The sequence below is a fragment of the Streptomyces sp. NPDC060027 genome, assembly GCF_042737005.1.
GTDB lineage: Bacteria > Actinomycetota > Actinomycetes > Streptomycetales > Streptomycetaceae > Streptomyces.
Genome location: NZ_JBHWVI010000080.1, coordinates 1 through 24819 on the forward strand (window position 1 = coordinate 1; position 24819 = coordinate 24819).

The following is a 24819-nucleotide window of genomic DNA, read 5'->3' on the forward strand; positions in this document are numbered from 1 at the left end:
AACCAGGTGTTCGCGAAACCCCCGCCATCGTCATGAACAGACCTTGCCGTCCTTCGGCACCGTCCCGTCCAGCAGATAGCGGTTCACGGTCGAGTCGACGCAGTCGCTCCCGCTCCCGTAGGCGCCATGGCCCTCGCCCTTCCAGGTGAGCTCCACGCCCACACCCTCGCCGAGCTCGTCCGCCATCCTGCGGGCGCCCTCGTAGGGTGTCGCCGGGTCCCCGGTGTTGCCGACGATCAGGACGGGTTCGGCTCCCGGCGCACTGACCTCGGGGGTGTCGTACTGACCGGCCACCGGCCAGTCGTGGCACCAGCCCGCCGTGTCCCAGCCCATGAAGTCGCCGAAGACGGGCGAGATCTTCTCGAACTCGGGCAGCCGCTTCTTCGTCTCCTCGGGAGTCGGTCGCTGCTTGTCGTCCAAGCACGATATGACCCGTTGGGAATGCGTCGTCGTGCCGTAGTGCCCCGAGGCGTCGCGTGCGTTGTAGCCGTCGGCGAGCGTCAGCAGCTTCGAACCGTCCCCGTTCCCGGCCGCCTTGAGGGCGCTGGTGAGGCTCGGCCAGCCCTGCTTGCTGTACAGCGGCAGCACGATGCCGGTGAGGGCCAGGGACTGGCTGACCTTGCGCCCGCCGCTGGTGGGCAGTGGCTTCGCGTCGATCCGCTTCAGCAGGTCCGCGATCTTCCGGGAGCCCTGCTTCGGGTCCTGGCCGGTGGATTTGAGGTAGTCGTCCAGGGCGCGCTGGAAGCCCAGCGTCTGGTTCTTGGCGTGGCCCACGGTGTCGGCGCTCGGGTCGACGACCGCGTCGAGCACCAGGCGGCCCACGTTCTTCGGGAACAAGTGGGCGTACACGCCGCCCAGTTCGGTGCCGTAGGAGATGCCGAAGTAGTGCATCCGACGGTCGCCGAGAACCTGGCGCATCAGGTCCATGTCGCGGGCCGTGTCGGTCGTCGAGACGTGGGCCATCAGCTTGCCGGCGGCCTTCTCGCAGCCCTTGCCGAAGTCCGCGGCGTCCTTGAAGTACGCCGCTTCCTCGGCCGCGTCGTCCGGTGTGGCGTCCAGCGACTCCGAGGCCTGGATGGCCTTGTCGCCACGGCATCGCACGCCTTCGCTGGCGGCCACCCCGCGCGGGTCCCAGCTCACCAGGTCGTACCGGTCGTGGAGCGAGCCGACGACGCTTTCGTACGACGGCAGCGTGGAGACGCCCGAGCCGCCGGGGCCGCCGAAGTTGAACAGGAGGGAGCCGATGCGCTTGCCCTGGGAGCCGGTCGCCTTCGAGCGGACGAGCGCGAGGCCGATCGTCCCGCCGCCCGGCTTCGCGTAGTCCAGCGGCACCTTGAGCGTCGCGCACTGCCAACCGCTCCCGGGCGCGGGGGAGTCCGAAGTGCCTTTGCAACGGCCCCAGTCGAGCTCCTGCGCGGTGAGCGAGGCCGGCAGCCCGGGCGACCCGCCGGAAGACGGCGCGGTGGCCGACGGTGGTCCGTCGCCGTTCTTGGCCCCGTCCTCGCCGTCGCCGGACGAGCCCCCGCTGCAGCCGGCCACCAGCAACGCCGCGGCGGCAGCGGCCGTCCACCGTGCGAAACGTGTCATGAGCGTCCCCCCTTGCCCGTGGTCCGCCCGAAGTCGCGGATCACATGCAGGCAATAGTAGGCGGCGGCAGCCGACCACCGCCGAGACCTGTGGATAACGCTCTGACCTGCGACTTTCTAGGAACAGACGGTGCCGGTCGACGGCACCTCGCCCTGCAGCAGATAGCCGTTCACCGCGCCCTGCACGCACTTGTTCTTGCTGTCGTACGCTCCGTGCCCCTGACCCTTGTACGTCAGCTCGACACCGACGCCCGCACCGAGCGCGCCCACCATCGCTCGGGCGCCCTCGTACGGCGTGGCGGGGTCGCCGGTGTTGCCGACCACGAGGATCGGTGCCGAGCCGGCGGCGCTGACGTCCGGGTGGTCGGCCGCTCCCGCCACGGCCCAGTCGGTGCAACTGACCATGCCCCAGGCCAGATAGTCCCCGAACAGCGGGGACGCGGCCCGGAACTCCGGAACCTTGGACTGCACGTAGTCCGCGGTGTAACGCGGCTTGTCGTCCGCGCAGTTGATGGAGACGTTCGCCGCGGTGATGTTGCTGTACTGGCCGTTCTCGCTGCGCCCGTTCATCGAGTCCGACAGCAGCATCAGCACCCTGCCGTCGCCGTCGTACGCCTGCTGAAGTCCATCCGTCAGGTACTCCCAGAAGTCCTTGGAGTACAGCGACTGCGCGATGCCGCTGGTCGCGGCGGTCTGGGTGAGCTCGCGCGGGAAGACGCCGGGGATCGGTTTGGTCTCGAGGTCCTTCAGCAGTCTGGCGATGCGGTCCTTGACGTCCTGCGCGGTGTCGCCGATGGGGCAGTCCTCTACCTTCGAGGTGCAGTCCTCGGCGAAGTTGTCGAGCGCGAGCTGGAAGCCCTTGGCCTGTCCGAGGGAGCTCTGTTCCGGGTTCTGGGTCGGGTCGACGACCCCGTCGAAGACGGCGCGGCCCACGTTCTTGGGGAACAAGTGGGCGTAGACCCCGCCCAGTTCGGTGCCGTACGAAATGCCGAAGTAGTGCAGCTTGTCGTCGCCGAGCACCTGCCGCATCAGGTCCATGTCGCGGGCCGCGTCCGTGGTGCGCACATGGGGGAGGACCTTGCCGGAGTTCTTCTCGCACGCCCCGTTGAAGGTCCTGGTGTTCCGCAGGAGCTCCTGCTGTTCGGCGGTGTCGTCCGGAGTGGCGTCCTGCTGGAAGTACTCGTCGAGCTGCCGGTCGTTCTCGCACTTCACGCCCGCGCTGCGGCCGACACCGCGCGGGTCGAAACTCACCAGGTCGTAGCGGGTGCGCAGCGCGGCGTAGTCCTTTCCGAAGGCGGGCAGGGTGGTGACGCCCGAGCCGCCGGGGCCGCCGAAGTTGAAGATGAGCGAGCCGATGCGCTTGCCCGCCTCGCCGCTCGTCTTCGCCCGGATCAGCGCGAGCCCGATCGTGTCGCCCTTGGGCTCGGCCCAGTCGAGGGGCACCTTCAAGGTGGCGCACTGCCACTCCGTACCGCCCGGCAGGGGAGAGGGCGCGCTGCCGCCGCCTTCTGACTCGGACGGTGCCGGGCACTCCTTCCAGTTCAGCTTCTGCGCCGTCAGGTCCTCGTCCTTGGAGTCACCGCTGCAGCCGGACACGCACGAGATCAGCAGGACGGCGGTGGCGGCCAGGGCAGCGGCGCGCAGCTGAGGCGGGTTCGGCATGTCCCCATCCTGCGGGCGCTCGGGGTGGGGCGCTCGGGGCACGAGCCGTGTGGGTGAGGGCGCACCGCGGGGCTCGTACCCGGCGGGACGGGGCAGGTACGAGGCGGCCCGTTCGCGGTGGGCCGGGTGTGCACGAGACGGTCCTGCGCGGTGGGCCGAGCCGCGGACGGCCGGTCCTCGCGCGGACCGCTAGAGCGCGCCCTTGCGTGTCAGATGGTTGAAGTACAGCCATCCGGGCAGCACCGGAATCCACAGCGTCAGCAGCCGGTACAGCAGCACCGCGGGCGCCGCGACCTCCTTGGGGAGCCCGACGGCGATCAGGCCGACGGTGAGGGTCGCCTCGACCGCGCCGATACCACCGGGGGTCGGTGCCGCCGAACCCAGCGCGTTTCCGGCGAGGAAGACGACGGCGACACTGGCGAGGCTGAGGGAGGTCGTCTCCTCGTTGCCGAACGCGCGGATCGACGCGTCCAGGCACATCACGAAGCAGGCCGTCAGCAGCAGCATGCCGCCGATGCCGGTGATGAGCTTCTGCGGCCGCTGCAGCACGTCGAGCATGCGCGGTACGACGCCCGCGAACAGCGACCGCACGCGCGTGGAGACGAACTTGCGCAGCAGCGGCACCGACGTCACCACGAGGACGAGTACCGCGACGGTCAGCAGACCCGCGATGACCGTACGGGACGGTGACAGGGACGGTGTCTTCTCCGTACCGGTCAGATAGCCGAAGGAGAGCAGCATCAGGATGTGACAGCCGAGCCCGAACAGCTGCGACGCGCCGACGCTCGCCACCGCGAGTCCGGGCCGCACACCGGCTCGCTGCAGGAAGCGTGTGTTGAGGGCGACGCCGCCGACCGCGGCGGGCGCCACGATCTTCACGAACGAACCGGCGACCTGCGCGGCCACGGTCCGAAGGAAAGGCACCCGCTCCGGTACGAAGCCCAGCAGGCTCATCGCCGCCGCGAAGTAGCTCAGTGCCGAGAACAGCACCGCCGCCGCGACCCAGCCCCATTGGGCGCTGTCGAAAAGGGTGCCGAACGGGGTGTGGGTCAGCTGTGTGAGCAGGAAGTACGCGCCGATGGCGCCGGCGATGAAACTGATCAGGGTGCGCGGCCGGATGCGCTCCAGGCGGGCCGGTTCGACCGGGGCCTGCGGTCTGATCAGCAGCACCTGGTGGCGGATCTGGGTGAGCAGATCCTCCTCGCGCGCTTCCTCCAGAGCGTCGTCGATGGCCCGCTTCTCGGCTCGCTGCTCGGCGCGTACGGCCTTCTTGCCGGGCTTCTCCGGCGCCGGCGCCGCGGCTTCCGGCGCCTCCTCGGCGCGGGCGAGCTTGGCATGATGCGAGGCCTCCAGCACCGCATCGCGTTCGCGCTGCGAGCGTTCCCGGGCGAGTTTGCGCAGCGTCGCGCGCGTGGAGCGCGTCAACGCGATCGGCTGGAGCAGGGGCAGACAGTCCGCGACCGCGTCCGGGCCGAGCACGCCGACCGCCGAGGCCACCGCCCGCTCGGCGCCCACGCGCAGCCCGAGGGTGGTCAGCAGCTGGGCGATGTCCATGCGTAGCAGCAGATCGCCCGCCGCGATCTCGCCGCCGCGCAGGTCGGTGAGGATCACCGTGCCGGAACGATCCACCAGAATCGCGTCGCCCGCGAGCCTGCGGTGCGCGATGCGCCGGGACTGCAGCGCCTGCACCTGGTGCCAGGTGTCGCGCAGCAGATCGTCGGTGATGAGCTCGTCGGGCAGCGAGTCGAGGGTGCGGCCGCCGGTGTGCTCGTACACGAGCATCACGGCGTCGGGGCCCAGCTCGGAGGTCGCGATCAGCTTGGGCGCGTTGGCGCCGGCCGCGATGGCCGCGTACGCGAGCAGGGCTTCCTGCTCCAGGGCCTGGCGCAGTGACTGGAGGCTGCGGCGCGTGGTGATGCCGCGCAGCGTCATACGGCGCCAGACACGGTAGAAGAAGCCCTGTGCCTGCTGTTCGCGGTCGACGACCGTGACGTCCAGCGGTGGGCCGTCCTCCAGGGTGACGAAGTAGCGGCGGCCCCGGTCGCCGATGTCCGCGGTCTCCGGAGCCTCTTCGCGGGCCGCGCTGACCGGGTGGAAGCCGACGTGCCGAAGGCCCGCCATCAGCGTCCGTCCGGTGGGCCGCACGTTCGGTGAGCCGACCGCGTACAGCGTCCCGTAGGCGACGGTCCAGCCGATCAGCACCGTCAGGATGATCGAGAACGGGGTCGTGTAGCCGGTCACCAGCATGGAGAAGGCGTCGAGGAGCAGGACGACCCAGAGCACCCCGCGCCAGCGCGGTCTGCGGGACATGCCGACGGCCGTCATATAGGCGATGACCGGTGCCAGATAGCCGTGCACCGGGTCGGTCAGGGCGTGGATGTCACCCGGGGACGGCTGGGTGAGCGCCTCCTGGATGGAGTCCGGGGCGCCCTTCGCGACCCAGAGGTCCGTGGCGAGTGTCACTCCGTGCGCGAGGACCGCGGCGAGGACGCCGTCGGCGATACGCAGTCCGTCCCGCTTGATCAGTCGCTCGATGGCGAAAGCAACCGGCACGAGAAGGATCGCGATGCTCGAGGCCAGCCCCGCGATCTTGATCAGCAGATCGGGTGCCTGCCCTGTGCCCTTGTTGATGTCCTGTTCGAGGCCCGAGGTGGTGCCGTGCGCGAACGCGGCGATGGCGAGCAGCACCACGATCGCGAGAACGCCGACCAGGAGCCGCATCAGGTCGGACGGGCGGTGCACGCGCGCGGGGAGCAGCGGTTCGTCGCCTTCGACCTCGTCGGCGTGCGCCTCGTCGGCGCAGCCGGCGTCCGGCTTGGCCTGCCGCTTCTCGTCCCCGTGCGTCCGAGACGCTGCTTCGTGGGTCCTAGGAGGGGATTCCTCGCCCGCGTCGGCAGCGGTTTCGTTCGGCTCGGCGGCGGACTCGTTCGTCCCGCCGTCCTGGTCCTTCTCGTCGACGCCGCCGGTGTCCGGGCGTGACGAGGCAGCGGAGGTGCCCTCCGCGTCTTCGGGGTGCACGCCCTGCTGCCTCATGGTCTCTTCTTGATCTCGTATCACCAGTCACCGCCCGCACGATGGTGGCATGCCCGACCGACACACGGGGGCATCAGGGTGCAAATGCGGGGCGCGAGGTCTGCCCCGGGCGTCACTCCGGGGCGGGGGATACGCACAGTCGCCGCCGTGTCACGTTGTCGGTGGGGTGGGGCAGGATGGGGCGGATGAGCGAGGAGAGCCTTCCGGTGGATGCCCTGCCGGAGTACGCGGAGCGGGTCCTTGAGGTCGCCGAGCTGATCCCGCCCGGGCGCGTCATGACGTACGGCGACGTCGCCGAATGGCTGGAAGAGGGCGGGCCGCGCCAGGTGGGCAGGGTGATGGCCCTCTACGGAGGAGCTGTTCCGTGGTGGCGTGTCATACGCGCCGACGGTGTGCTGCTCCCCGGCCACGAGCTGGACGCGCTGGCCCACTACCACGCCGAGGGCACGCCGCTGAGGGAGGCGAGCAGGGCCTCCGAGGGGCATCTGCCGCGCGTCGACATGAGACGGGCGCGATGGGACGGCGGCGAACGCGCGGAAGGTCACACCTGACAGCTTCCGCCATTCACGGGGCGGAAGGGGAAACTGGAGCCCGTAGGAGGGAAACGAGGCACATCCGTGACATGCCGTACGTTCGTGAAGCGGGGGACGCACGTGGCGTGAGGGGTGAACCGGAAGCCCTCCTTCCGTGAACCGTACCGGCGTAGCGTCGTCGGCGCGCGTCCCCCTCACCCCGCGGTCACCGCTCTCCACGCGCGGCAGTCCGCCAACCAGTACGACCACCAGGACCGGCGAACCACGTGAGCTCCACTTCTTCCACCAGGCGCCCGACGCACCCCCCGGTGCGTCAGGGGGCCCGTGGCGCGTACCGGCTGGTGCGCACTCCGCCGGCCCGGGTGGATCCCCCTCGTCTTGACGCAGGACAGCGCGCGGTGGTTGACCACGGGAGCGGTCCGCTGCTGGTGCTCGCCGGTCCCGGTACGGGCAAGACGACCACGCTCGTCGAATCCGTGGCCGCCCGGATCGCACGCGACGGCGACCCCGAACGCATCCTGGTGCTCACGTTCAGCCGGAAAGCGGCCGTCGAGCTGCGCGACCGTATGGCGCTGCGCATAGGGGCCGCCCGGGCCCCCCAGGCCACCACGTTCCACTCCTTCTGCTACGCCCTGGTCCGCGCCCACCAGGACAGCGACCTGTTCGTGGAGCCGCTGCGACTGCTGTCCGGCCCCGAGCAGGACGTGGCCGTGCGCGGGCTGCTCGCGGGCCAGCCCGACCTGGAGCGGCTGGGCCTCGCCCATGTGCGCTGGCCGGACGACCTGCGCGCCTGCCTGACCACGCGCGGCTTCGCCGACGAGGTCCGCGCGGTCCTCGCCCGCAGCCGGGAGCTCGGGCTCGGCCCCGACGCCCTGGAGGCCTTCGCGCGGCGCATCGGCCGCCCGGACTGGGGCGCGGCGGCCGCCTTCCTCGCCGAGTACCTCGACGTCCTCGACATGCAGGGAGTCCTCGACTACGCGGAACTGGTCCACCGCGCGGTGCTCCTCGCCCGGCGCCCCGAGGTCGCCGAGCGGCTCGCGGCGCAGTACGACGCCGTCTACGTGGACGAGTACCAGGACACCGACCCCGCGCAGGTGCGGCTGCTGCGCGCCCTCGCCGGCGGCGGCCGCACCCTCGTCGCCTTCGGCGACCCCGACCAGTCGATCTACGCCTTCCGGGGCGCCGACGTGAACGGCATCCTGGACTTCCCCGACGCCTTCCCGCGCGTGGACGGCCGCCCGGCTCCGGTCGAGGTCCTCGGGACGTCCCGCCGCTCGGGCGCCCGCCTGCTGGCCGCCACCCGCCTGCTCACCCAGCGCATGCCGCTGACCCGGCTGCCCGCTCAGAAGGTGCGCGCCCACCGCGAACTGTCCCCGGTGCGGGACGGGGGACACGTCGACGTCTACACGTACCCGACGTCCGGCACGGAGCTCGACAACATCGCGGACATCCTGCGCCGCGCCCACCTGGAGGACGGCGTTCCCTGGGGCGAGATGGCCGTCCTGGTGCGCGCCGGTTCCCGGACGATCCCCACGATCCGGCGGGCGCTCACGTCCGCGGGCGTGCCCCTCGACATCGACGGCGACGACCTGCCCCTGCGGCACGAGCCCGCGGTCGCGCCGCTGCTGACGGCGCTGCGGGCGGTGGCCCGGGCCGAGTCGGGCGCGGACGGGGTGTCCGGTGCCGCCGCCGGGACGCGTGCCGATGTGCCCGACCACGCTGACACGCCGGAGGGCGCCGCCGTCACCGAGGACCCCGGAAGCGTCGGCCTGGAGCAGGACGGCGACCCAGGTGAGGGCGCCGCCGACGTGCGCGACGCGTGCTGGCTCGACACCGAGACCGCGCTCACCCTCCTCGCCTCGCCGCTCGCGAGCGTGGACGCCGCCGACCTGAGGCGCCTGGGACGGGCGCTGCGCGAGGAGGAGCGCGCCGCCGGAAACCTCGTTCCGCCGCCGTCCGACGACCTGCTCGCCCGCGCGCTGGCCGAGCCGGAGCGGCTCGTCGCGCACGATCCGGCGTACGCCCGGGGCGCCCAGCGCCTCGGCGCGCTGCTGCGCAAGGCGCGTGAGCGTCTCGCGGGCGGCGGGACGGCCGAGGAGGCCCTCTGGGACCTGTGGGAGGGCACACCGTGGCCGCAGCGCCTGGAGCGGGCCGCCCGGCGCGGCGGCGCGGCAGGGCGCAACGCCGACCGGGACCTCGACGCCGTGTGCGCGCTGTTCGCGACCGCCGGGCGCGCGGAGGAGCGCACGGGTGGCCGTGGCGCCCTGAACTTCCTGGAGGAGATCGACGCCGAGGACATCGCGGCGGACACGCTCACCCGCAGGGCCGTCCGCCCCGATGCCGTACGCCTGATGACGGCGCACCGCTCCAAGGGCCTGGAATGGCGCCTCGTCGTCGTGGCGGGTGTCCAGGAGGGCCTGTGGCCGGACCTGCGCCGCCGCGGTTCCCTGCTGGAGGCCGACCGCATCGGGCGGGACGGGCTGGCCGAGCCCCTCACACCCGGGGCACTCCTCTCCGAAGAGCGCCGGCTGTTCTACGTGGCCGCCACGCGCGCGCGTGAACGCCTCGTCGTGACCGCCGTGAAGGCGCCCGCCGACGACGGCGACCAGCCCTCCCGCTTCCTCACCGAACTCGGCGTCGAACCCAAGGACGTGACCGGCCGGCCGCGCCGCCCCCTGTCCGTCGCCGCCCTGGTCGCGGAGCTGCGCGCCACCACGGTCGACCCACGCGTCTCGGAGAGCCTCAGGCAGGCCGCGGCGGTCCGCCTCGCCCGGCTCGCCGCGCTCGCCGACGAGGACGGCCGCCCGCTGGTCCCCTCCGCGCACCCCTACCGCTGGTGGGGCATGTACGAGCCGACGGAGAGCAAGATCCCGCTGCGCGACCGCGACCAGCCCGTCGTGCTCTCCGGAAGCGCTCTCGATCAACTCGCCAACACCTGTGCCCTGCAGTGGTTCCTCGGGCGGGAGGTGAAGGCCGACGCGCCCGCGACAGCCGCCCAGGGCTTCGGCAACGTGGTGCACGTCCTCGCCGACGAGGTCGCGTCCGGACGCACTCCCGCCGACCTCGCCGTCCTCATGGAGCGCCTCGACTCCGTGTGGAACGCGCTCGCCTTCGACGCGCCCTGGAAGTCCGCGCAGGAGAAGGAGCACGCGCGCGTGGCGCTCGAACGCTTCCTGAAGTGGCATGTCATGGATCGCACCGGCCGTACGCCGGTGGCCAGCGAGCACGACTTCGACGTGACCCTCGAAGCGGGCTCCTACGAAGTGCGCATCCGCGGCTCCATGGACCGCGTCGAGGCGGACACCGAGGGCCGCGCCTACGTGGTCGACTTCAAGACCGGCAAACAGGCGCCGAGCGCCGCCGAGGTGACCCACCACCCGCAGCTCGCCGTCTACCAGCTCGCCGTCGGGGAAGGCGCGGTCGACGACGTCTTCGACGGTGTACGCCCCGAACCGGGCGGCGCCGAACTCGTCCAGCTCCGCCAGGGAGCCGCCAAGAAGAACGGCGGCGAGACCCTCCCCAAGGTGCAGGCGCAGGAGCCGCTGGAGGGCGAGTGGGTCGGCGACCTGCTGGCGAACGCCGCCGGCAAGGTCCTCGACGAACGGTTCTCGCCGACGACGGGACAGCACTGCACGCACTGCTCGTTCCAGGCGTCCTGCAGTGCCCGGCCGGAGGGACGGCAGGTCGTCGAGTGACAGGTCCCGGAGCGGGCACCGGGCGGGGCCGGTCTCCGGGGCCCGTGCCGTTCGGCGGGGCCCGTGCCGTTCGCCATGCCGCCGGTCCGGGCGGGCCGGAGTACGTCACGTCACCGACGTGACGTACTGCACCACCCGTGCTGACCAGCGGTTCTTCCGCCCCGGACGCCGATGTGGCCACCGCTGTCAGCGGGCGCCGCTAGCCTCTGCGACATGCCCGCCCGTATCACCGACCCCGAGCAGCTCAAAGAGCTCCTCGGCATCCCGTTCACCCCGGAGCAGACGGAGTGCATCACCGCACCGCCCGCCCCGCAGGTGATCGTGGCCGGAGCCGGTTCGGGCAAGACCACGGTGATGGCGGCACGCGTGGTGTGGCTGGTCGGCACCGGACAGGTCGCCCCCGAGCAGGTCCTCGGCCTGACGTTCACCAACAAGGCGGCGGGCGAACTCGCCGAGCGCGTCCGCAAGGCACTGGTCAAGGCGGGCGTCACCGACCCGGACGTCATCGACCCCGACAACCCGCCGGGCGAACCGGTCATCTCCACGTACCACGCCTTCGCGGGCCGCCTGCTCACCGACCACGGCCTGCGCATCGGGCTCGAACCGACGTCCCGGCTGCTCGCCGACGCCACCCGCTACCAGCTCGCCGCCCGCGTGCTGCGCGAGGCGCCGGGCCCGTATCCGGCGCTGACCCGCTCCTTCCCGGACCTGGTCGGCGACCTCCTGACACTCGACTCCGAGCTCGCCGAGCACCTCGTACGGGCAGAGGACCTGCGCGCCTACGACGCCGAACTGCTGCGCACCCTGGAGAGCGCCAAACTCACCAACGCGGACCTGCGCAAGGTCCCCGAGGCCGCCGCCGCCCGGCGTGAACTCGCCGAGCTGGTGGGCCGCTACCGCGCGGCCAAACGCGAACGCGACCTCCTCGACTTCGGCGACCAGATCGCCCTCTCCGCCACCCTGGCCCGCACCCGTCCCGAGGTCGGGGAGATCCTGCGCGACGAGTTCCGGGTCGTCCTGCTGGACGAGTACCAGGACACCTCGGTGGCCCAGCGCGTCCTGCTCGCCGGACTCTTCGGCGGCGGCACGGGGCACCCCGTGACCGCGGTCGGCGACCCCTGCCAGGCGATCTACGGCTGGCGCGGCGCCTCCGTGGCCAACCTCGACGACTTCCCCGAGCACTTCGCGCGCCCCGACGGCCGCCCCGCGACCCGCCAGTCGCTCAGTGAGAACCGCCGCAGCGGTGGCCGCCTCCTCGACCTCGCCAACGGCCTCGCGGAGCCGCTGCGCGCCATGCACGCGGGCGTGGAGGCACTGCGGCCCGCCCCCGGAGCCGAGCGGGACGGCCTGGTGCGCTGCGCGCTGCTGCGCACCCACGCCGAGGAGATCGACTGGCTCGCCGACTCGATTGCCCATCTCGTACGCACCGGGAAGGCACCCGCCGAGATCGCCGTGCTGTGCCGCACCGCCACCGACTTCGCCGAGATCCAGGGCGCACTCGTCGCCCGCGACATCCCCGTGGAGGTGGTCGGTCTCTCCGGCCTGCTGCACCTGCCCGAGGTGGCCGACCTCGTCGCCGTCTGCGAGGTCCTCCAGGACCCCGGGGCGAACGCCTCCCTCGTCCGGCTGCTCACCGGCCCGCGCTGGCGGATCGGCCCGCGCGACCTCGCCCTCCTCGGGCGCCGCGCGCGTCTGCTCGTGTCCCACGCGCGCGTGGGGGCCGACGACGACCCGGACCGTCGGCTCGCCGCGGCCGTCGAGGGGGTCGACCCGGCCGAGGTGATATCGCTCGCGGACGCCCTCGACACCTTCCTGGAGACGCCCTTCGAGGCCGCCGGGGACGACGACGGGCTGCCCTTCTCGCCGGACGCGCGGGTGCGCTTCGCCCGGCTCGCCGCCGAGCTGCGCGATCTGCGCCGCTCGCTCGCCGACCCCCTGATGGACGTCCTGCACCGGGTGCTCGCCGTCACCGGACTGGAGGTCGAGCTCTCGGCGTCCCCGCACGCCCTGGCCGCCCGCCGCCGCGAGACCCTGTCGAACTTCCTGGACGTCGCCGCGTCCTTCGCCTCCGGCGACGGCGAGGCGAGCCTGCTGGCCTTCCTCGGCTTTCTGCGCACCGCCGCGCAGTACGAGAAGGGTCTGGACAACGCCCTGCCCGGCGGCGAGAACACCGTCAAGGTGCTCACCGCGCACAAGTCCAAGGGCCTGGAATGGGACGTGGTCGCCGTCCCCGGCCTCGTGAACGGCACCTTTCCCAGCAGCCAGGGCCGCGAGAAGTGGACCGCCCAGGGCAAGGTCCTGCCGCACGAGCTGCGCGGTGACGCCGACACGCTGCCCGACATCGAGGCCTGGGACGCGAGGGGCGTCAAGGCCTTCCACGAGGCCATGAAGGAGCACCAGCACACCGAGGAACTGCGCCTCGGCTACGTCACGTTCACCCGCCCCCGCTCGCTCCTGCTCGGCTCCGGCCACTGGTGGGGCCCCTCCCAGAAGCGGCCGCGCGGCCCCTCGGCCTTCCTGCACGCCCTGTACGACCACTGCTCGGCCGGGCACGGCGAGATCGAGGTCTGGGCGGACGAACCGGCGGAGGACGAGGAGAATCCGGCCCTGCACGAGGCGGCCGCCGACCACGCCTGGCCGCTCCCGCTCGACGACACGGCCCTCGCCCGGCGCCGCGCGGCGGCGGAGACCGTACTCGCCCACCTGGAGCGGGTCGCCTCCCACGACGAGGTCCACCCGGGGGCGGGCAGCCGCCGGCCCGCCGTCCACGACCCCGCCGCGTACGACGACCCGGAGTGGCCGCCTCCTCCGGAGGACGACGTCCCGCCCTACGACGAGGACGACCTCCCCGAGGACGATCTCCCCGAAGACGACTTCTCCGAAGGTGACTTTCCCGAGGACGCGTTCCCGGAGGGCGACTTCGCGGAGACCGCCCTCTCCGGGGGCGACGACCCCGACTCCGACTGGAACTCCTGGACGACGGATCGACCGGGGGACCGCCCGGTCGATCACCTGAGCGGACGCCCGACGGTCCCGCACCAGGCCCAGGGCCCGGCCGGCCGCCCGCACCCCCGGGAGACCGGGAGCGGTCGCCTCACGCCCGAAGAGGCACGCACCCTCGCCTCCTGGGACCGTGACCTGGACGCGCTGACCGGAGAGCTCCTGCGCGCCCGCGCGAGCGTCACCGACGTACCCCTGCCCGCGTCGCTCACCGCCTCCCAGCTGCTGCGCCTGGCCGACGACCCGGACGGCTTCGCACAGGAGCTCGCCCGCCCCATGCCGCGGCCCCCGCAGCCCGCCGCGCGCCGGGGCACGCGCTTCCACGCCTGGGTGGAGTCCCGCTTCGAAGAGCTGCGGCTGCCGATGATCGAGCCCGAGGAGCTGCCGGGCGGCGAGGCGGAGATCGCCGACGAGCGGGACCTGGAGGCACTGAAGGACGCCTTCGAAGGCTCTCCCTACGCGCACCGCACTCCGTACCGCGTCGAGGCACCCTTCCAGCTCGCGATCGCCGGCAGGGTCGTCCGCGGCCGGATCGACGCCGTCTACAGGAAGGACGACGGCGACGGTACGACGTACGAGATCGTCGACTGGAAGACCAGCCACACGCGCACCGCCGACCCTCTGCAGCTCGCGCTGTACCGACTGGCCTGGGCCGAGCAGCAGGGCGTGCCCCTGGAATCCGTCACGGCCGCGTTCCTGTACGTCCGCGGCGGCGAGGTCGTACGACCGGACGGGCTCCCGGACCGCGCCGCACTGGAGCGGCTGCTCACGGAGGACCCGGCAGGCCCGCGGGACGGGGCTCCCGGCGAACCGCCGGACGAACGCGCCTCTGTGGGCGGATAGGCTCATGAACATGAGCAAGCCCGTTGACAACGCCGTCAGCACCGTCCGCGCATACATCGAGACCCACCGGGCCGCCTTCCTCGACGACCTCGCCGAGTGGCTGCGCATCCCCTCGGTCTCCGCTCAGCCCGACCACGCGGCGGACGTGGCACGCAGCGCCGACTGGCTCGCCGCCGAACTCCGGGCGACCGGCTTCCCGACCAGCGAGGTCTGGCCGACCGCGGGCGCCCCGGCCGTCTTCGCCGAGTGGCCCTCCGAGGACCCCGACGCGCCCACGGTCCTCGTCTACGGGCACCACGACGTGCAGCCGGCCGCCCGCGAGGACGGCTGGGACACCGAGCCCTTCGAGCCGGTGATCCGCGGCAATCGCCTCCACGCGCGCGGGGCCGCCGACGACAAGGGCCAGGTGTTCTTTCACACACTCGGCGTCCGGGCCCACCTCGCCGCCACCGGGCGCACCACCCCGGCCGTGCACCTCAAGCTGCTGATCGAGGGCGAGGAGGAGTCGGGCTCCCCGCACTTCCGCGACCTCGTCGAACAGCACGCGGAGCGGCTCGCGGCCGACGCCGTGATCGTCTCCGACACCGGCATGTGGTCCGAGGACACCCCCACGGTCTGCACCGGCATGCGCGGCCTCGCCGAATGCGAGATCGAGCTCCACGGGCCCGACCAGGACATCCACTCCGGATCGTTCGGCGGCGCAGTGCCCAACCCGGCCACCGCGGCCGCCCGTCTGGTCGCCGCCCTGCACGACGAGCACGCGCGCGTGGCCGTCCCCGGCTTCTACGAAGGCATCACCGAACTCACCGACCGCGAGCGCGAACTCTTCGCCGAGCTGCCCTTCGACGAGGAGCGGTGGCTGCGCACGGCCAGGTCGACCGCCACCCACGGAGAGGCCGGGCACACCACCCTCGAGCGCGTCTGGGCCCGCCCGACCGCCGAGGTCAACGGCATCGGCGGCGGCTACCAGGGCCCCGGCAGCAAGACGATCATCCCGTCCTCGGCCCTGGTGAAGCTCTCCTTCCGGCTGGTCGCCGGACAGGACCCGGACCACATCGAGAAGGCCGTACGCGCCTGGGCGGCCGAGCAGGTACCCGACGGCATCCGGCACGAGATCACGTTCGGCGCGGCCACGCGCCCGTGCCTGACGCCACTGGACCACCCCGCCCTGCAGTCCGTCGTACGCGCCATGGGCCGCGCCTTCGAGCAGCCGATCCGCTTCACCCGCGAAGGCGGCTCGGGACCGGCGGCCGACCTCCAGGAGGTCCTCGGCGCCCCGGTGCTCTTCCTGGGCATCTCCGTTCCCTCCGACGGCTGGCACGCACCCAACGAGAAGGTCGAACTCGATCTCCTCATGAAGGGCGTCGAAACGACCGCCTACCTGTGGGGCGACCTGGCCGAGAACTGGCGCGAGACACACTGAACAAGCCGATCGACACCCTCAAGAGCGCACCGCACGCCCGCACTGCCGAACCGCCCGCCGAAATAACCGTTCCACCGGGGGAGTTGGAAGCACCCGTGACCACCTGGACCGACCACAGCGCCGACCGTCCCATCTCGCTCACCGCGCCGAGCGGCATCGACCGGGCCGCCCACCACCGGCTCGACGAGGCCTGGCTCGCGGCGGCGTGGAGCCACCCCACGACCCGCGCCTTCGTGGTCTCCGGCGGTCAGGTGCTCATCGACGAGACGGCCGACGGCACCACCGAACTGCTGATGACGCCCTCGTTCGAGGCCCCGCTCACCGAGGCGCACCGCTATTTCCTGGGCACGGACGACGACGGGGTGAGCTATTTCGCGCTCCAGAAGGACACGCTCCCCGGCCGCATCGACCAGTCCGCCCGCCCGGCGGGCCTGCGTGAGGCCGGTCTCCTGCTGTCCCCGCGCGACGCCGGTCTGATGGTGCACGCGGTCGCGCTGGAGAACTGGCAGCGACTGCACCGCTTCTGCTCCCGCTGCGGTGAGCGCACGGTCATCGCGGCAGCCGGTCACATCCGTCGCTGCCCCGCCTGCGGTGCCGAGCACTACCCTCGCACCGACCCCGCCGTGATCATGGCCGTCACCGACGACGAGGACCGCATCCTGCTCGGCCGTCAGGTGCACTGGCCCGAGGGCCGCTTCTCGACGCTCGCGGGCTTCGTCGAGCCCGGCGAGTCGATCGAGCAGTCCGTGCGCCGAGAGGTCTTCGAGGAGGCGGGCGTCACGGTCGGCGAGGTCGACTATGTCGCCAGCCAGCCCTGGCCGTTCCCCTCCAGCCTCATGCTGGGTTTCAGAGCCCGCGCCACCTCGTCGGAGATCGACGTCGACGGCGAGGAGATCGAGGAAGCCCGCTGGTTCTCCCGGGACGACCTGCGGGCCGCATTCGAGTCCGGGGAGGTCCTGCCTCCCTACGGAATCTCGATCGCGGCCCGCCTGATCGAACTCTGGTACGGCAAGCCCCTGCCGACGCGGGGGCACATCGCCTGACGTCGGTCAGACGCCGATCTTCTGCTTGACCTGCGCGAGCGAAGGGTTCGTGAGCGTCGAACCGTCCGGGAAGAGAACGGTGGGAACTGTCTGGTTCCCGCCGTTCGCCTTCTCGACGAACGCCGCGGACTGCGGGTCCTGCTCGATGTTGATCTCGTTGTACGTGATGCCCTCGCGGTCCATCTGGCTCTTCAGCCGACGGCAGTAACCGCACCACGTGGTGCTGTACATCGTCACAGTGCCCTGCATGTCTAATGCGCTCCTTCACGGCTTCGGGTGCGTGGTCGCTGCCAGTGGAACGCAGGTCACCCGGTCGCCATTCCCGTGGGGGGTATCGGACGCGCCCGCCGGGACGTGACGCTCGCCGCACCGCGCCGCACCGCAGGTGCGGCGGCCGCCGCAGGGGGTCGGCGCGACCCCGGGGGATGGCCGAGATGCGACCCCCGTCGCACGCGGGAGGACGTGACGCCTGTCGCACGGAGGCGTGACGCTCGCCGCGCCGAGACGTGACGCTTGCCGCATTGATACGACTGCAGGCGCCTCCCTGTGGACAACCGGCTCATCCGCCTCCGCCGACCTGGCAGCATGGCGGGGTGACAGCAGCAACGCACTCCACCCTCTTCCCGCAGGTTCCGGACACGGCCGACGCGGTGCTCGACGGGCTCGACCCCGAGCAGCGCGAGGTCGCCACCGCCCTGCACGGTCCGGTGTGTGTGCTGGCCGGCGCGGGTACGGGCAAGACGCGCGCGATCACCCACCGCATCGCCTATGGGGTGCGGGCGGGGATCCTCCAGCCCTCCAGCGTGCTCGCGGTCACCTTCACCAACCGGGCCGCGGGCGAGATGCGCGGACGCCTGCGCCAGCTCGGCGCCGGAGGAGTCCAGGCCCGCACCTTCCACTCCGCCGCGCTGCGCCAGCTCCAGTACTTCTGGCCGAAAGCCGTCGGTGGCAGTCTGCCCCGGCTCGTGGACCGCAAGATCCAGCTCGTCGCGGACGCGGCGGCCGCCTGCCGCATCCGCCTCGACCGAGGGGAGCTGCGGGACGTCACCGGCGAGATCGAGTGGTCCAAGGTCACCCAGACGATCCCCGCCGACTACTTCGCGGCCGCCGCCCGGGCCGGCCGCGAAGCCCCCCGGGACCCGGCCGAGATCGCCCAGATCTACTCGGCCTACGAGGACCTCAAGCGCGACCGCGGGGTCATCGACTTCGAGGACGTCCTGCTGCTGACGGTGGCCGTCCTGCAGGACCGCCACGACATCGCCGAGCAGGTCCGCTCCCAGTACCAGCACTTCGTGGTCGACGAGTACCAGGACGTCAGCCCGCTCCAGCAGCGGCTCCTGGAGCTGTGGCTCGGCGAGCGGGACAGCCTCTGCGTGGTCGGTGACGCCAGCCAGACGATCTACTCGTTCACCGGTGCAACTCCGGACCACCTTCTCGACTTCCGCACCCGCCATCCCGGAGCCACCGTCGTCAAGCTCGTCCGCGACTACCGCTCCTCGCCCCAGGTCGTCCACCTCGCCAACGGCCTGCTCTCCCAGGCCCGCGGACGCGCCGCCGACCACCGCCTGGAACTGATCTCCCAGCGTCCCGCGGGCGCCGAGCCCGTCTACGCCGAGCACACGGACGAACCCGCCGAGGCCGAGGGCGCCGCCCGCCGCATCCGCGACCTCGTCGCCTCGGGCGTCCCCGCCGGTGAGATCGCGATCCTGTTCCGCACGAACTCCCAGTCCGAGATCTACGAGCAGGCCCTCGCCGACGCGGGTGTGCCCTACCAGCTCCGCGGCGCCGAGCGGTTCTTCGACCGCCCCGAGGTGCGCAAGGCGGGCGCGGCCCTGCGTGCCGCGGCCCGCTTCGGAGGCAACGACTCGCTGCTCGACGATGTCGTCGACCTGCCCTCGCAGGTCCGAGCGGTGCTCTCGGGCGAAGGCTGGACCAGCAAGCCCCCGGCCGGCTCCGGCGCGGTCAGAGAGCGCTGGGAGTCGCTGGCCGCCCTGGTGAACCTCGCGCAGGACTTTGCGACCGCCAAGCCCGGCGCGACGCTCGGCGACCTGGTGGCCGAGCTCGACGAACGCGCGAGTGCCCAGCACGCGCCGACGGTGCAGGGCGTCACCCTCGCCTCCCTGCACTCCGCCAAGGGCCTGGAGTGGGACGTCGTCTTCCTGGTCGGTGTGGCCGAGGGCATGATGCCGATCACCTACGCAAAGACCGACGAGCAGATCGAGGAGGAACGCCGCCTCCTCTACGTCGGTGTCACCCGTGCCAGAGAGCACCTCTTCGTCTCCTGGGCCCTGTCCCGTTCGCCCGGTGGACGCGCGGGCCGACGCCCCAGCCGGTTCCTGGACGGTCTGCGTCCCGGCTCCGTCGCCACGGCGGGCCGCGGCGGTGGCGGCGCCTCGGGAGGCATCGTGCGCGGCGCCGGAAGCAGCGGCGTCACCGCCGTCCGGCGCACCGGCCGGACCCCGGCGCGCTGCCGGGTCTGCGGCCGAACGCTGACCGACGCCGGTGAGATGAAGCTGATGCGCTGCGAGGGCTGCCCCTCCGACATGGACGAGGGTCTCTACGAGCGGTTGCGCGAGTGGCGCGCGGTGCAGGCGCAGCGCAGTGGGCAGCCCGCGTTCTGCGTCTTCACCGACAAGACGCTGATGGCGATCGCGGAGACCACGCCGGACGACGAGGGCGAGCTCGCGCGGATCCCCGGGGTCGGCGTGCGCAAACTCAACCGCTTCGGAGCCGATGTTCTGGCCATCTGCGCAGGTGGTGAGGTCGAGGGAGACGGCGAGGGCGATTGATTCAAACTCGTCGAAAAAATAGTTTGCGCATGCCCCAGCAATCCCCATAGGTTCTTAACCACGGCAGCAGCGGCCTTCTCCAAGGCCCTGGTTCCGTGCTGTACTTAATAACCGTCGGACCGGCTCGCACCGGTCCCCCAAGACGCCGAGAGGAGGCGATTCCAGTGATCAGCATCAACACCAGCTTCATCAACACCGTGAAAATGACCGATCGCTCGGTCGTCGTCTCCACGTGCATGCTCGGCGTCTCGAACCTGGGCACCGGTCTGTCCGGCATTCCTGCCGTCCGCCCGGCGTCCTCCGTGTCTCTCGCGGGTCTTCCCATCCGTGAGCGCAATGAGCGACCGACCCAGGCACTGGAAGCGGCAGTAGTGGCAGAGGCGCATGCCTATGCCTTTGCGGCAGCCGGTGCCGGATCCCTGAAGCAGACGAAGCAGCAGCACACGATGTGGGCCTTCCGTGGGCCTGAACCCTGGAGTGATCCAGCCTGATTCTCGATCAGGCCGGCGCCTTCAGGGCCGCGGAACCCCACCCGGGATCCGCGGCCCTTCTGTTTGTCCCCGACCGGGGACAGCGGAGCGAAGGGGCCTCGGGACAAGAAAAGAACCCGGTACCAGCCGCCAACCGGCCAACCCGGCCGGCACGACCAGACGAGGAAGACGAACCGTGCAACTCGAAGCGCACGCCCCGTCCGTACCGCCTTCCGAAACGATCTCCCCGCCCGGCCTCACGGAGGACTCCACCTTGATCCCGCTCACTGCGCTCACCGCGCTCGACGACGCCATCGAGAACCTCGGCGTGCCCGTCCCCTGCCGTTCCTACGACCCGGAGGTCTTCTTCGCCGAGTCGCCGGCAGACGTCGAGTACGCCAAGTCCCTCTGCCGTACCTGCCCGCTGATGGAGGCCTGCCTCGCCGGCGCCAAGGAGCGGCGTGAGCCCTGGGGCGTCTGGGGTGGCGAGCTCTTCGTCCAGGGTGTTGTCGTGGCCCGCAAGCGGCCGCGTGGCCGCCCGCGCAAGAACCCGGTTGCGGCATGACCATCCGAGGAACGATCGACCGTCCCCTGACGCACGACCCCAAGAAGCAGGCCCCGATGAAGCCGTCCACGAGCGAGCCCGCAGGTTCCGCGACCCCAGACTTCACTTCCACCGGCGCGAACGACTCGCGTCAGAACAGGACCCGAGAGATGCAACTCATCCCAGAAGCCTTGGCTCGTGCGCATATGCACGAGCGACTGCACGAGGCCGAGCAGGAACGCCAGGCCGTGCGCCTGGCGACCGCTCGCCGCATGCAGCGCAGGGCCGAGCGCGCTTCGATGCGAGCCCGGCGCGCGCTGGCCATGGCGGTCATGCAGTAGTCGACGCACGTCGTCTCAGCAGCCGTAGCAGTCGCAGGCGTTGAATCCCGCGGGGGTCGGTCCGTTCGGACCGGCCCCCGCGGTGCGTTGTGCCGGGCGAACCGCCGATCGCGGCGATATCGTCGCCCGAGTGACGAGTCTTCCCGAAGACAGTGACAGCACCGGTTCCCCACCGCGGTCCGACGCGAGCGAAGCCCAGAAGATCGTGTGCGCCCGCTGCGGAACCCCGGCCGAAGGCCCCCTGCCGACCTGGACCTGCTCCGTCGAGAACGGCACCCGCCGCTACTTCTGCGACAACTGCGCCCGCAGCAACCTCAGAGCGATCGAGGGCCGTCTCGACTCGGCCTGGTGGTAGACCCCGCCCCGAGGGAGGGGGCCCGCCGGCGATCCGGTACGACAACTGCCCGCCCGTGGGCCGCGTCCGAGGCGTGTCTCACGCCTCGGCGGCCGCCACCTCTTCGTCCAGCTCCTCGTCCTCCAACTCCTCCTCCGGCACGAACCCCGGCAGCCAACCCTCCAGTTCGTCGCGCAGGCGGACCGTCGCGCCGAGCTGGCACAGCACACCGATGGTGCTGAGGGTCACACGGTGTATGAGGAGGTACGACGGCGGCAGATTCAGCTGCCGGCCCAACTGGTGGGCGGGAGAGCGGGGGTCGGCGACGCGGGCCGCCTGGCTGCGCATCCAGCCCCGGGTGAAGGTGAACTCGTCGGCCTGGGCCGGTTCGATGATCGGCAGCAGGTAGTCCAGGACCGCGTCGGGTTCGAGCTCTATCGACTCCTTGACGAAGCCTTCCTCGCGGAGCAGTTCGTAGACCGACTCGGCGTCACCCTCCAAGGTCATGCGGAGGGAATCGCCGATCGGCTGGGGCAGACCGCCGGGAAGCCGGTCCACCGTGCCGAAGTCCAGGACGCCCAGGCGCCAGCCGCTCTTCTCGTCCGGCAGAAGACGGAAGTTGCCCGGGTGCGGATCCGCGTGCAGCAGGCCGGTGCGGGCGGGGCCCGAGAAGAGGAAGCGGGCCAGCAACTGGCCGGCGCGGTTCCGCTGCTCCTGCGTGCCGTCGGTGATCACCTCCGACAGCGGTATCCCGTCGATCCACTCGGTCACCAGGACCTGCTCGCACTGATGGACCACCGCCGGCACCATGACGTCCGGGTCGTCCGCGAACTCCTCGGCGTGCGCCGCCTGGGCCTGCGCCTCCAGGCCGTAGTCGAGCTCCTCGGAGACCCGGTCGCGCAGCTCCGTGATGAGCGGCTTGATGTCCATTCCGGGGATCAGGGGACCGAGGAGCCGGGCGAACCGGCCGAGTTGGGTCAGATCGGAGAGGAGTGCCTCGCCCGCCCCCGGATACTGCACCTTGACGGCGACTTCCCGCCCGTCGTGCCACACCGCCCGGTGCACCTGGCCGATCGAGGCCGCCGCGGACGGCTTGTCCTCGAACTCCGTGAACAGCTCGGTCCAGTCCGCGCCGAGCCTCTCCTCCAGCACGGAGTGGACCGTGCGGGTCGGCATGGGGGGCGCGGCCTCCTGGAGCTTCGTCAGCGCCGCCCGATAGGGGCCCGCGACCTCCTCCGGCAGCGCCGACTCGAAGACGGACATCGCCTGCCCGAACTTCATCGCACCGCCCTTCAGCTCCCCGAGCACCTTGAAGAGCTGCTCGGCGGTCCGCTGCTGAAGCTCGCGGCCCACGATCTCGGCCGACTTTCCGCCGATCCGCTTCCCGAGTCCCCAGGTCGCCCGCCCGGCGAAGCCGAGCGGTAGCGCGGCCAGTTTGGCAGTACGGGTGACTGCCTTCCGGGGAAGATCAGACATGCGCCCTCCAGGTCCCAGCAAGCCGTGTCGCGTGCGGCTGTTGCCCCGCCATTGTCTCGTGCCCTTCGCCGTCCTCGGGGGTCCGCTCCCCTTTTGTTTTCTCCGCGGTCCCGCAGGGACAGCCGGGATGGGCCCGAACCGGCTTCGCGTGCCAGTCGCATCCGGGGAGCGAGGCCTCCCAGCGGGCTCCCGCGCTGGAGGGCTGATCTCCGTCCAGGAAGGCGAGCGCGTGGCTCGCGGCGAGTGCGGCGACCGCCGAGGCCAGGGCGAGATCGCATGCGGCCACCCGGCGCTGCTGCCCCGAGCGCCACTGCGCGACCAGACGCGGCCAGGTCGGATCCCGGTCGGTGCGCTGCTGGTCCAGACAGCCGGCGCAGCCGGTGTCGCCCGGCAGGACCAAGGGCCCCACGATCCCGGTCGCCTCGACCACACCCGCGTAGAGGTGGGGCGTCCCCGAGGCGATCAGGCTCTCGGCCGACACCGGGTCCGGCGCGTGGACGCCGAGGCCGTCCCGGGGAGTGATGACCACCAGGGACAGCCCGCGGGTCTCCTCGCCCTCCCTCTCCTGCCTCTCTTTGGAGGAGGCCCGGGGCGGACGGTCCGGGGCCGCTCGGCGCACCGCCCGCCGCGCGGCATCCTCCCTGCGCTCACCGATGGACTCGACGGGAAGGCCGCCCGGCGCCACGTCCCACGGTTCGACGCGGCCGAGGTCACGCACCTCGACCTCGCCCACACCGGCGCCCGCGAGCAGCGCTGCCAGGACGACCCCCACCCGGCCGGCGCCCCGCACCTGCACGCGCAGACAGCGGCGGGCGGCCAGACGCTCGACGGCCCCGCCCGGCCGGCGGGCGACGAGGGAGAGGGAGGCGAGGTCGGATCGCAGCCGGTCCATGACTTCCGTCTTCTCACGCAACGCGTCCGCGGCCGGGCCGCCTCCGGTCGCGTCGTCCAGCAGACCCGACCGGGCCAGCCGGTCCACCAGCCCGTCGACATGGCCGTCCGGCAGGCCCATCTCGCGGCCCTGTTCGCGCAGCAGCGGCATTCCGCGTGTCCCGTCGAGCAGCTCGAGGAAGCTGCCTGTCGCCGTGTCCATCGGGCCCAGCACCATCGCGTGCGCCGGTGCCATTCCGAACTGCACGGTGTTGAGGTCCCGCCAGCCGCGCCGCAGCGCGGGCTTCACGATCGGATGCATGACTTACCCCCGTAGGTCGTAGAACGTCCCCGTCTGTCCGCGGTGCGACTGCCGCACGGCGGACCGATCGCCAGCATGCCCGTCCGCGTCGAGCCCCGCCGAAAGTTGTCCACAGGCGGCACCGTTCGTCGTACAAATCAAACGCGCGGAGTGCGGATCGGCATCGAACCGTCCCGGGGGCGGGACTTCCCCCATGTGCAGCGGGTAACGTCGGGGCGTGCCCGCCGATCCACTGCACAGCGCCGCAAAATCCAAGCGCAGCACGACGAGCCCGCCGCCGAGCGGTTCGGGGGCGAGCGCGATCGAGGTCCGCAGGAGCGCCCGACGGCGCAGAACGGTCTCCGCGTACCGCGAGGGCGATCGCACCGTCGTGCTCATCCCCGCCCGCATGTCCGAGGCGGAGGAGCAGCGCTGGGTGACCGTCATGCTCGACAAACTGGCCGCCCAGGAAAGCAAACGGGTGCTCGGTGACACCGAGCTGGCCGAGCGCGCCGAGCGGCTGTCGGCCCATTACTTCGAGGGCCGCGCGCGGCCCTCGTCGGTGCGCTGGGTCACCAACCAGAACACCCGCTGGGGCTCGTGCACCCCCTCCGAGGGCAGCATCCGTCTGTCGCACCGGCTGCAGGGCATGCCCGAGTACGTCGTCGACTACGTTCTCCTCCACGAGCTCGCCCATCTGCTCGTACCCGGGCACGGGCCGCGTTTCTGGCGGCTCCTGGAGGCCTATCCGCGTACCGAACGGGCTCGCGGATATCTCGAAGGCGTCGTCGCCGCCGAGCGCCTGCCCCACCTCCCGGCCGTGCGCGACGAGTAGGGGCGGGTCCGCCCCGCCGCGGGCGCGATTGTGTACCGGGT

At 71.8% G+C, this 24819-nt stretch carries 17 protein-coding genes; 11 read left to right on the top strand and 6 right to left on the bottom strand.

The window, feature by feature from the left end; genetic code table 11:
• Positions 1-30: 30 nt before the first annotated feature.
• The 3 genes from ACFWBT_RS20800 to ACFWBT_RS20810 form a co-directional block, all read right to left on the bottom strand.
• The gene (locus ACFWBT_RS20800) at positions 31-1587 is read right to left on the bottom strand and encodes an alpha/beta hydrolase (RefSeq protein WP_385702356.1); all 1557 of its coding nucleotides are present in this window, start codon (positions 1585-1587) and stop codon (positions 31-33) included.
• 116 nt (positions 1588-1703) lie between these two features.
• Positions 1704-3248, bottom strand: a complete 1545-nt coding sequence (locus tag ACFWBT_RS20805) for an alpha/beta hydrolase (RefSeq protein WP_385702359.1) — start codon at positions 3246-3248, stop codon at positions 1704-1706.
• A 189-nt stretch (positions 3249-3437) separates the two neighbouring features.
• Positions 3438-6281, bottom strand: coding sequence for a lysylphosphatidylglycerol synthase domain-containing protein (locus tag ACFWBT_RS20810; RefSeq protein WP_385702362.1), 2844 nt, complete (start codon positions 6279-6281; stop codon positions 3438-3440).
• A gap of 185 nt (positions 6282-6466) precedes the next feature.
• Between ACFWBT_RS20810 and ACFWBT_RS20815 the strand changes: the two genes are divergently transcribed.
• The 5 genes from ACFWBT_RS20815 (at position 6467) to nudC (ending at position 16818) form a co-directional block, all read left to right on the top strand.
• Entirely contained in the window at positions 6467-6832 is a 366-nt protein-coding gene (locus ACFWBT_RS20815) for an MGMT family protein (protein WP_385702364.1), read from the top strand.
• Between the two features lie 248 nt (positions 6833-7080).
• Positions 7081-10509, top strand: a complete 3429-nt coding sequence (locus ACFWBT_RS20820) for an ATP-dependent helicase (protein WP_385702366.1) — start codon at positions 7081-7083, stop codon at positions 10507-10509.
• A gap of 213 nt (positions 10510-10722) precedes the next feature.
• The gene (locus tag ACFWBT_RS20825; protein WP_385702369.1) at positions 10723-14352 is read left to right on the top strand and encodes a UvrD-helicase domain-containing protein; all 3630 of its coding nucleotides are present in this window, start codon (positions 10723-10725) and stop codon (positions 14350-14352) included.
• Positions 14353-14356: 4 nt separating this feature from the next.
• Positions 14357-15775, top strand: coding sequence for a dipeptidase (locus ACFWBT_RS20830; RefSeq protein ID WP_385702371.1), 1419 nt, complete (start codon positions 14357-14359; stop codon positions 15773-15775).
• Positions 15776-15870: 95 nt separating this feature from the next.
• A complete protein-coding gene (nudC, locus tag ACFWBT_RS20835; RefSeq protein ID WP_385702373.1) occupies positions 15871-16818 on the top strand; it encodes an NAD(+) diphosphatase in 948 nt (315 codons plus the stop codon).
• A 6-nt stretch (positions 16819-16824) separates the two neighbouring features.
• On the opposite strand, the gene ACFWBT_RS20840 is transcribed toward nudC, so the two are convergent.
• Positions 16825-17067, bottom strand: coding sequence for a mycoredoxin (locus ACFWBT_RS20840; protein ID WP_081219297.1), 243 nt, complete (start codon positions 17065-17067; stop codon positions 16825-16827).
• Positions 17068-17411: 344 nt separating this feature from the next.
• Between ACFWBT_RS20840 and ACFWBT_RS20845 the strand changes: the two genes are divergently transcribed.
• The 5 genes from ACFWBT_RS20845 to ACFWBT_RS20865 all read left to right on the top strand — a co-directional run bounded on the left by ACFWBT_RS20845 (position 17412) and on the right by ACFWBT_RS20865 (position 21317).
• Positions 17412-19607, top strand: coding sequence for an ATP-dependent DNA helicase UvrD2 (locus ACFWBT_RS20845; protein WP_385702375.1), 2196 nt, complete (start codon positions 17412-17414; stop codon positions 19605-19607).
• A 164-nt stretch (positions 19608-19771) separates the two neighbouring features.
• The gene (locus ACFWBT_RS20850) at positions 19772-20098 is read left to right on the top strand and encodes a hypothetical protein (protein ID WP_266762515.1); all 327 of its coding nucleotides are present in this window, start codon (positions 19772-19774) and stop codon (positions 20096-20098) included.
• Between the two features lie 175 nt (positions 20099-20273).
• A complete protein-coding gene (locus ACFWBT_RS20855; protein WP_355763875.1) occupies positions 20274-20642 on the top strand; it encodes a WhiB family transcriptional regulator in 369 nt (122 codons plus the stop codon).
• Positions 20639-20962 carry a hypothetical protein gene (locus ACFWBT_RS20860; RefSeq protein WP_385702379.1) on the top strand — a complete coding sequence of 108 codons (324 nt, stop codon included), beginning with the start codon at positions 20639-20641 and terminating at the stop codon, positions 20960-20962. The genes ACFWBT_RS20855 and ACFWBT_RS20860 overlap by 4 nt, the downstream gene beginning before the upstream one ends.
• A gap of 130 nt (positions 20963-21092) precedes the next feature.
• Positions 21093-21317 carry a hypothetical protein gene (locus ACFWBT_RS20865; protein WP_385702381.1) on the top strand — a complete coding sequence of 75 codons (225 nt, stop codon included), beginning with the start codon at positions 21093-21095 and terminating at the stop codon, positions 21315-21317.
• Positions 21318-21395: 78 nt separating this feature from the next.
• Here ACFWBT_RS20865 and ACFWBT_RS20870 read toward each other — a convergent pair whose 3' ends face one another.
• Both ACFWBT_RS20870 and ACFWBT_RS20875 read right to left on the bottom strand, forming a co-directional pair.
• Positions 21396-22772 carry an ABC1 kinase family protein gene (locus tag ACFWBT_RS20870; protein WP_385702384.1) on the bottom strand — a complete coding sequence of 459 codons (1377 nt, stop codon included), beginning with the start codon at positions 22770-22772 and terminating at the stop codon, positions 21396-21398.
• Complete coding sequence (locus tag ACFWBT_RS20875; protein WP_385702386.1) at positions 22765-23964, bottom strand: TOMM precursor leader peptide-binding protein; 1200 nt, start codon at positions 23962-23964, stop codon at positions 22765-22767. The genes ACFWBT_RS20870 and ACFWBT_RS20875 overlap by 8 nt, the downstream gene beginning before the upstream one ends.
• 217 nt (positions 23965-24181) lie before the next feature.
• On the opposite strand from ACFWBT_RS20875, the gene ACFWBT_RS20880 reads away from it, so the two are divergent.
• On the top strand, positions 24182-24778 hold the full coding sequence (locus ACFWBT_RS20880; RefSeq protein ID WP_385702388.1) for a M48 family metallopeptidase: 597 nt from the start codon (positions 24182-24184) through the stop codon (positions 24776-24778).
• Positions 24779-24819: the final 41 nt, after the last annotated feature.

Bases quoted from the DNA above. Each gene is read 5' to 3' on its own strand.
- ACFWBT_RS20800 (WP_385702356.1), bottom strand. From the start codon at position 1,587: ATGACACGTTTCGCACGGTGGACGGCCGCTGCCGCCGCGGCGTTGCTG.
- ACFWBT_RS20805 (WP_385702359.1), bottom strand. From the start codon at position 3,248: ATGCCGAACCCGCCTCAGCTGCGCGCCGCTGCCCTGGCCGCCACCGCC.
- ACFWBT_RS20810 (WP_385702362.1), bottom strand. From the start codon at position 6,281: ATGAGGCAGCAGGGCGTGCACCCCGAAGACGCGGAGGGCACCTCCGCT.
- ACFWBT_RS20815 (WP_385702364.1), top strand. From the start codon at position 6,467: ATGAGCGAGGAGAGCCTTCCGGTGGATGCCCTGCCGGAGTACGCGGAG.
- ACFWBT_RS20825 (WP_385702369.1), top strand. From the start codon at position 10,723: ATGCCCGCCCGTATCACCGACCCCGAGCAGCTCAAAGAGCTCCTCGGC.
- ACFWBT_RS20830 (WP_385702371.1), top strand. From the start codon at position 14,357: ATGAACATGAGCAAGCCCGTTGACAACGCCGTCAGCACCGTCCGCGCA.
- ACFWBT_RS20840 (WP_081219297.1), bottom strand. From the start codon at position 17,067: ATGCAGGGCACTGTGACGATGTACAGCACCACGTGGTGCGGTTACTGC.
- ACFWBT_RS20860 (WP_385702379.1), top strand. From the start codon at position 20,639: ATGACCATCCGAGGAACGATCGACCGTCCCCTGACGCACGACCCCAAG.
- ACFWBT_RS20870 (WP_385702384.1), bottom strand. From the start codon at position 22,772: ATGTCTGATCTTCCCCGGAAGGCAGTCACCCGTACTGCCAAACTGGCC.
- ACFWBT_RS20875 (WP_385702386.1), bottom strand. From the start codon at position 23,964: ATGCATCCGATCGTGAAGCCCGCGCTGCGGCGCGGCTGGCGGGACCTC.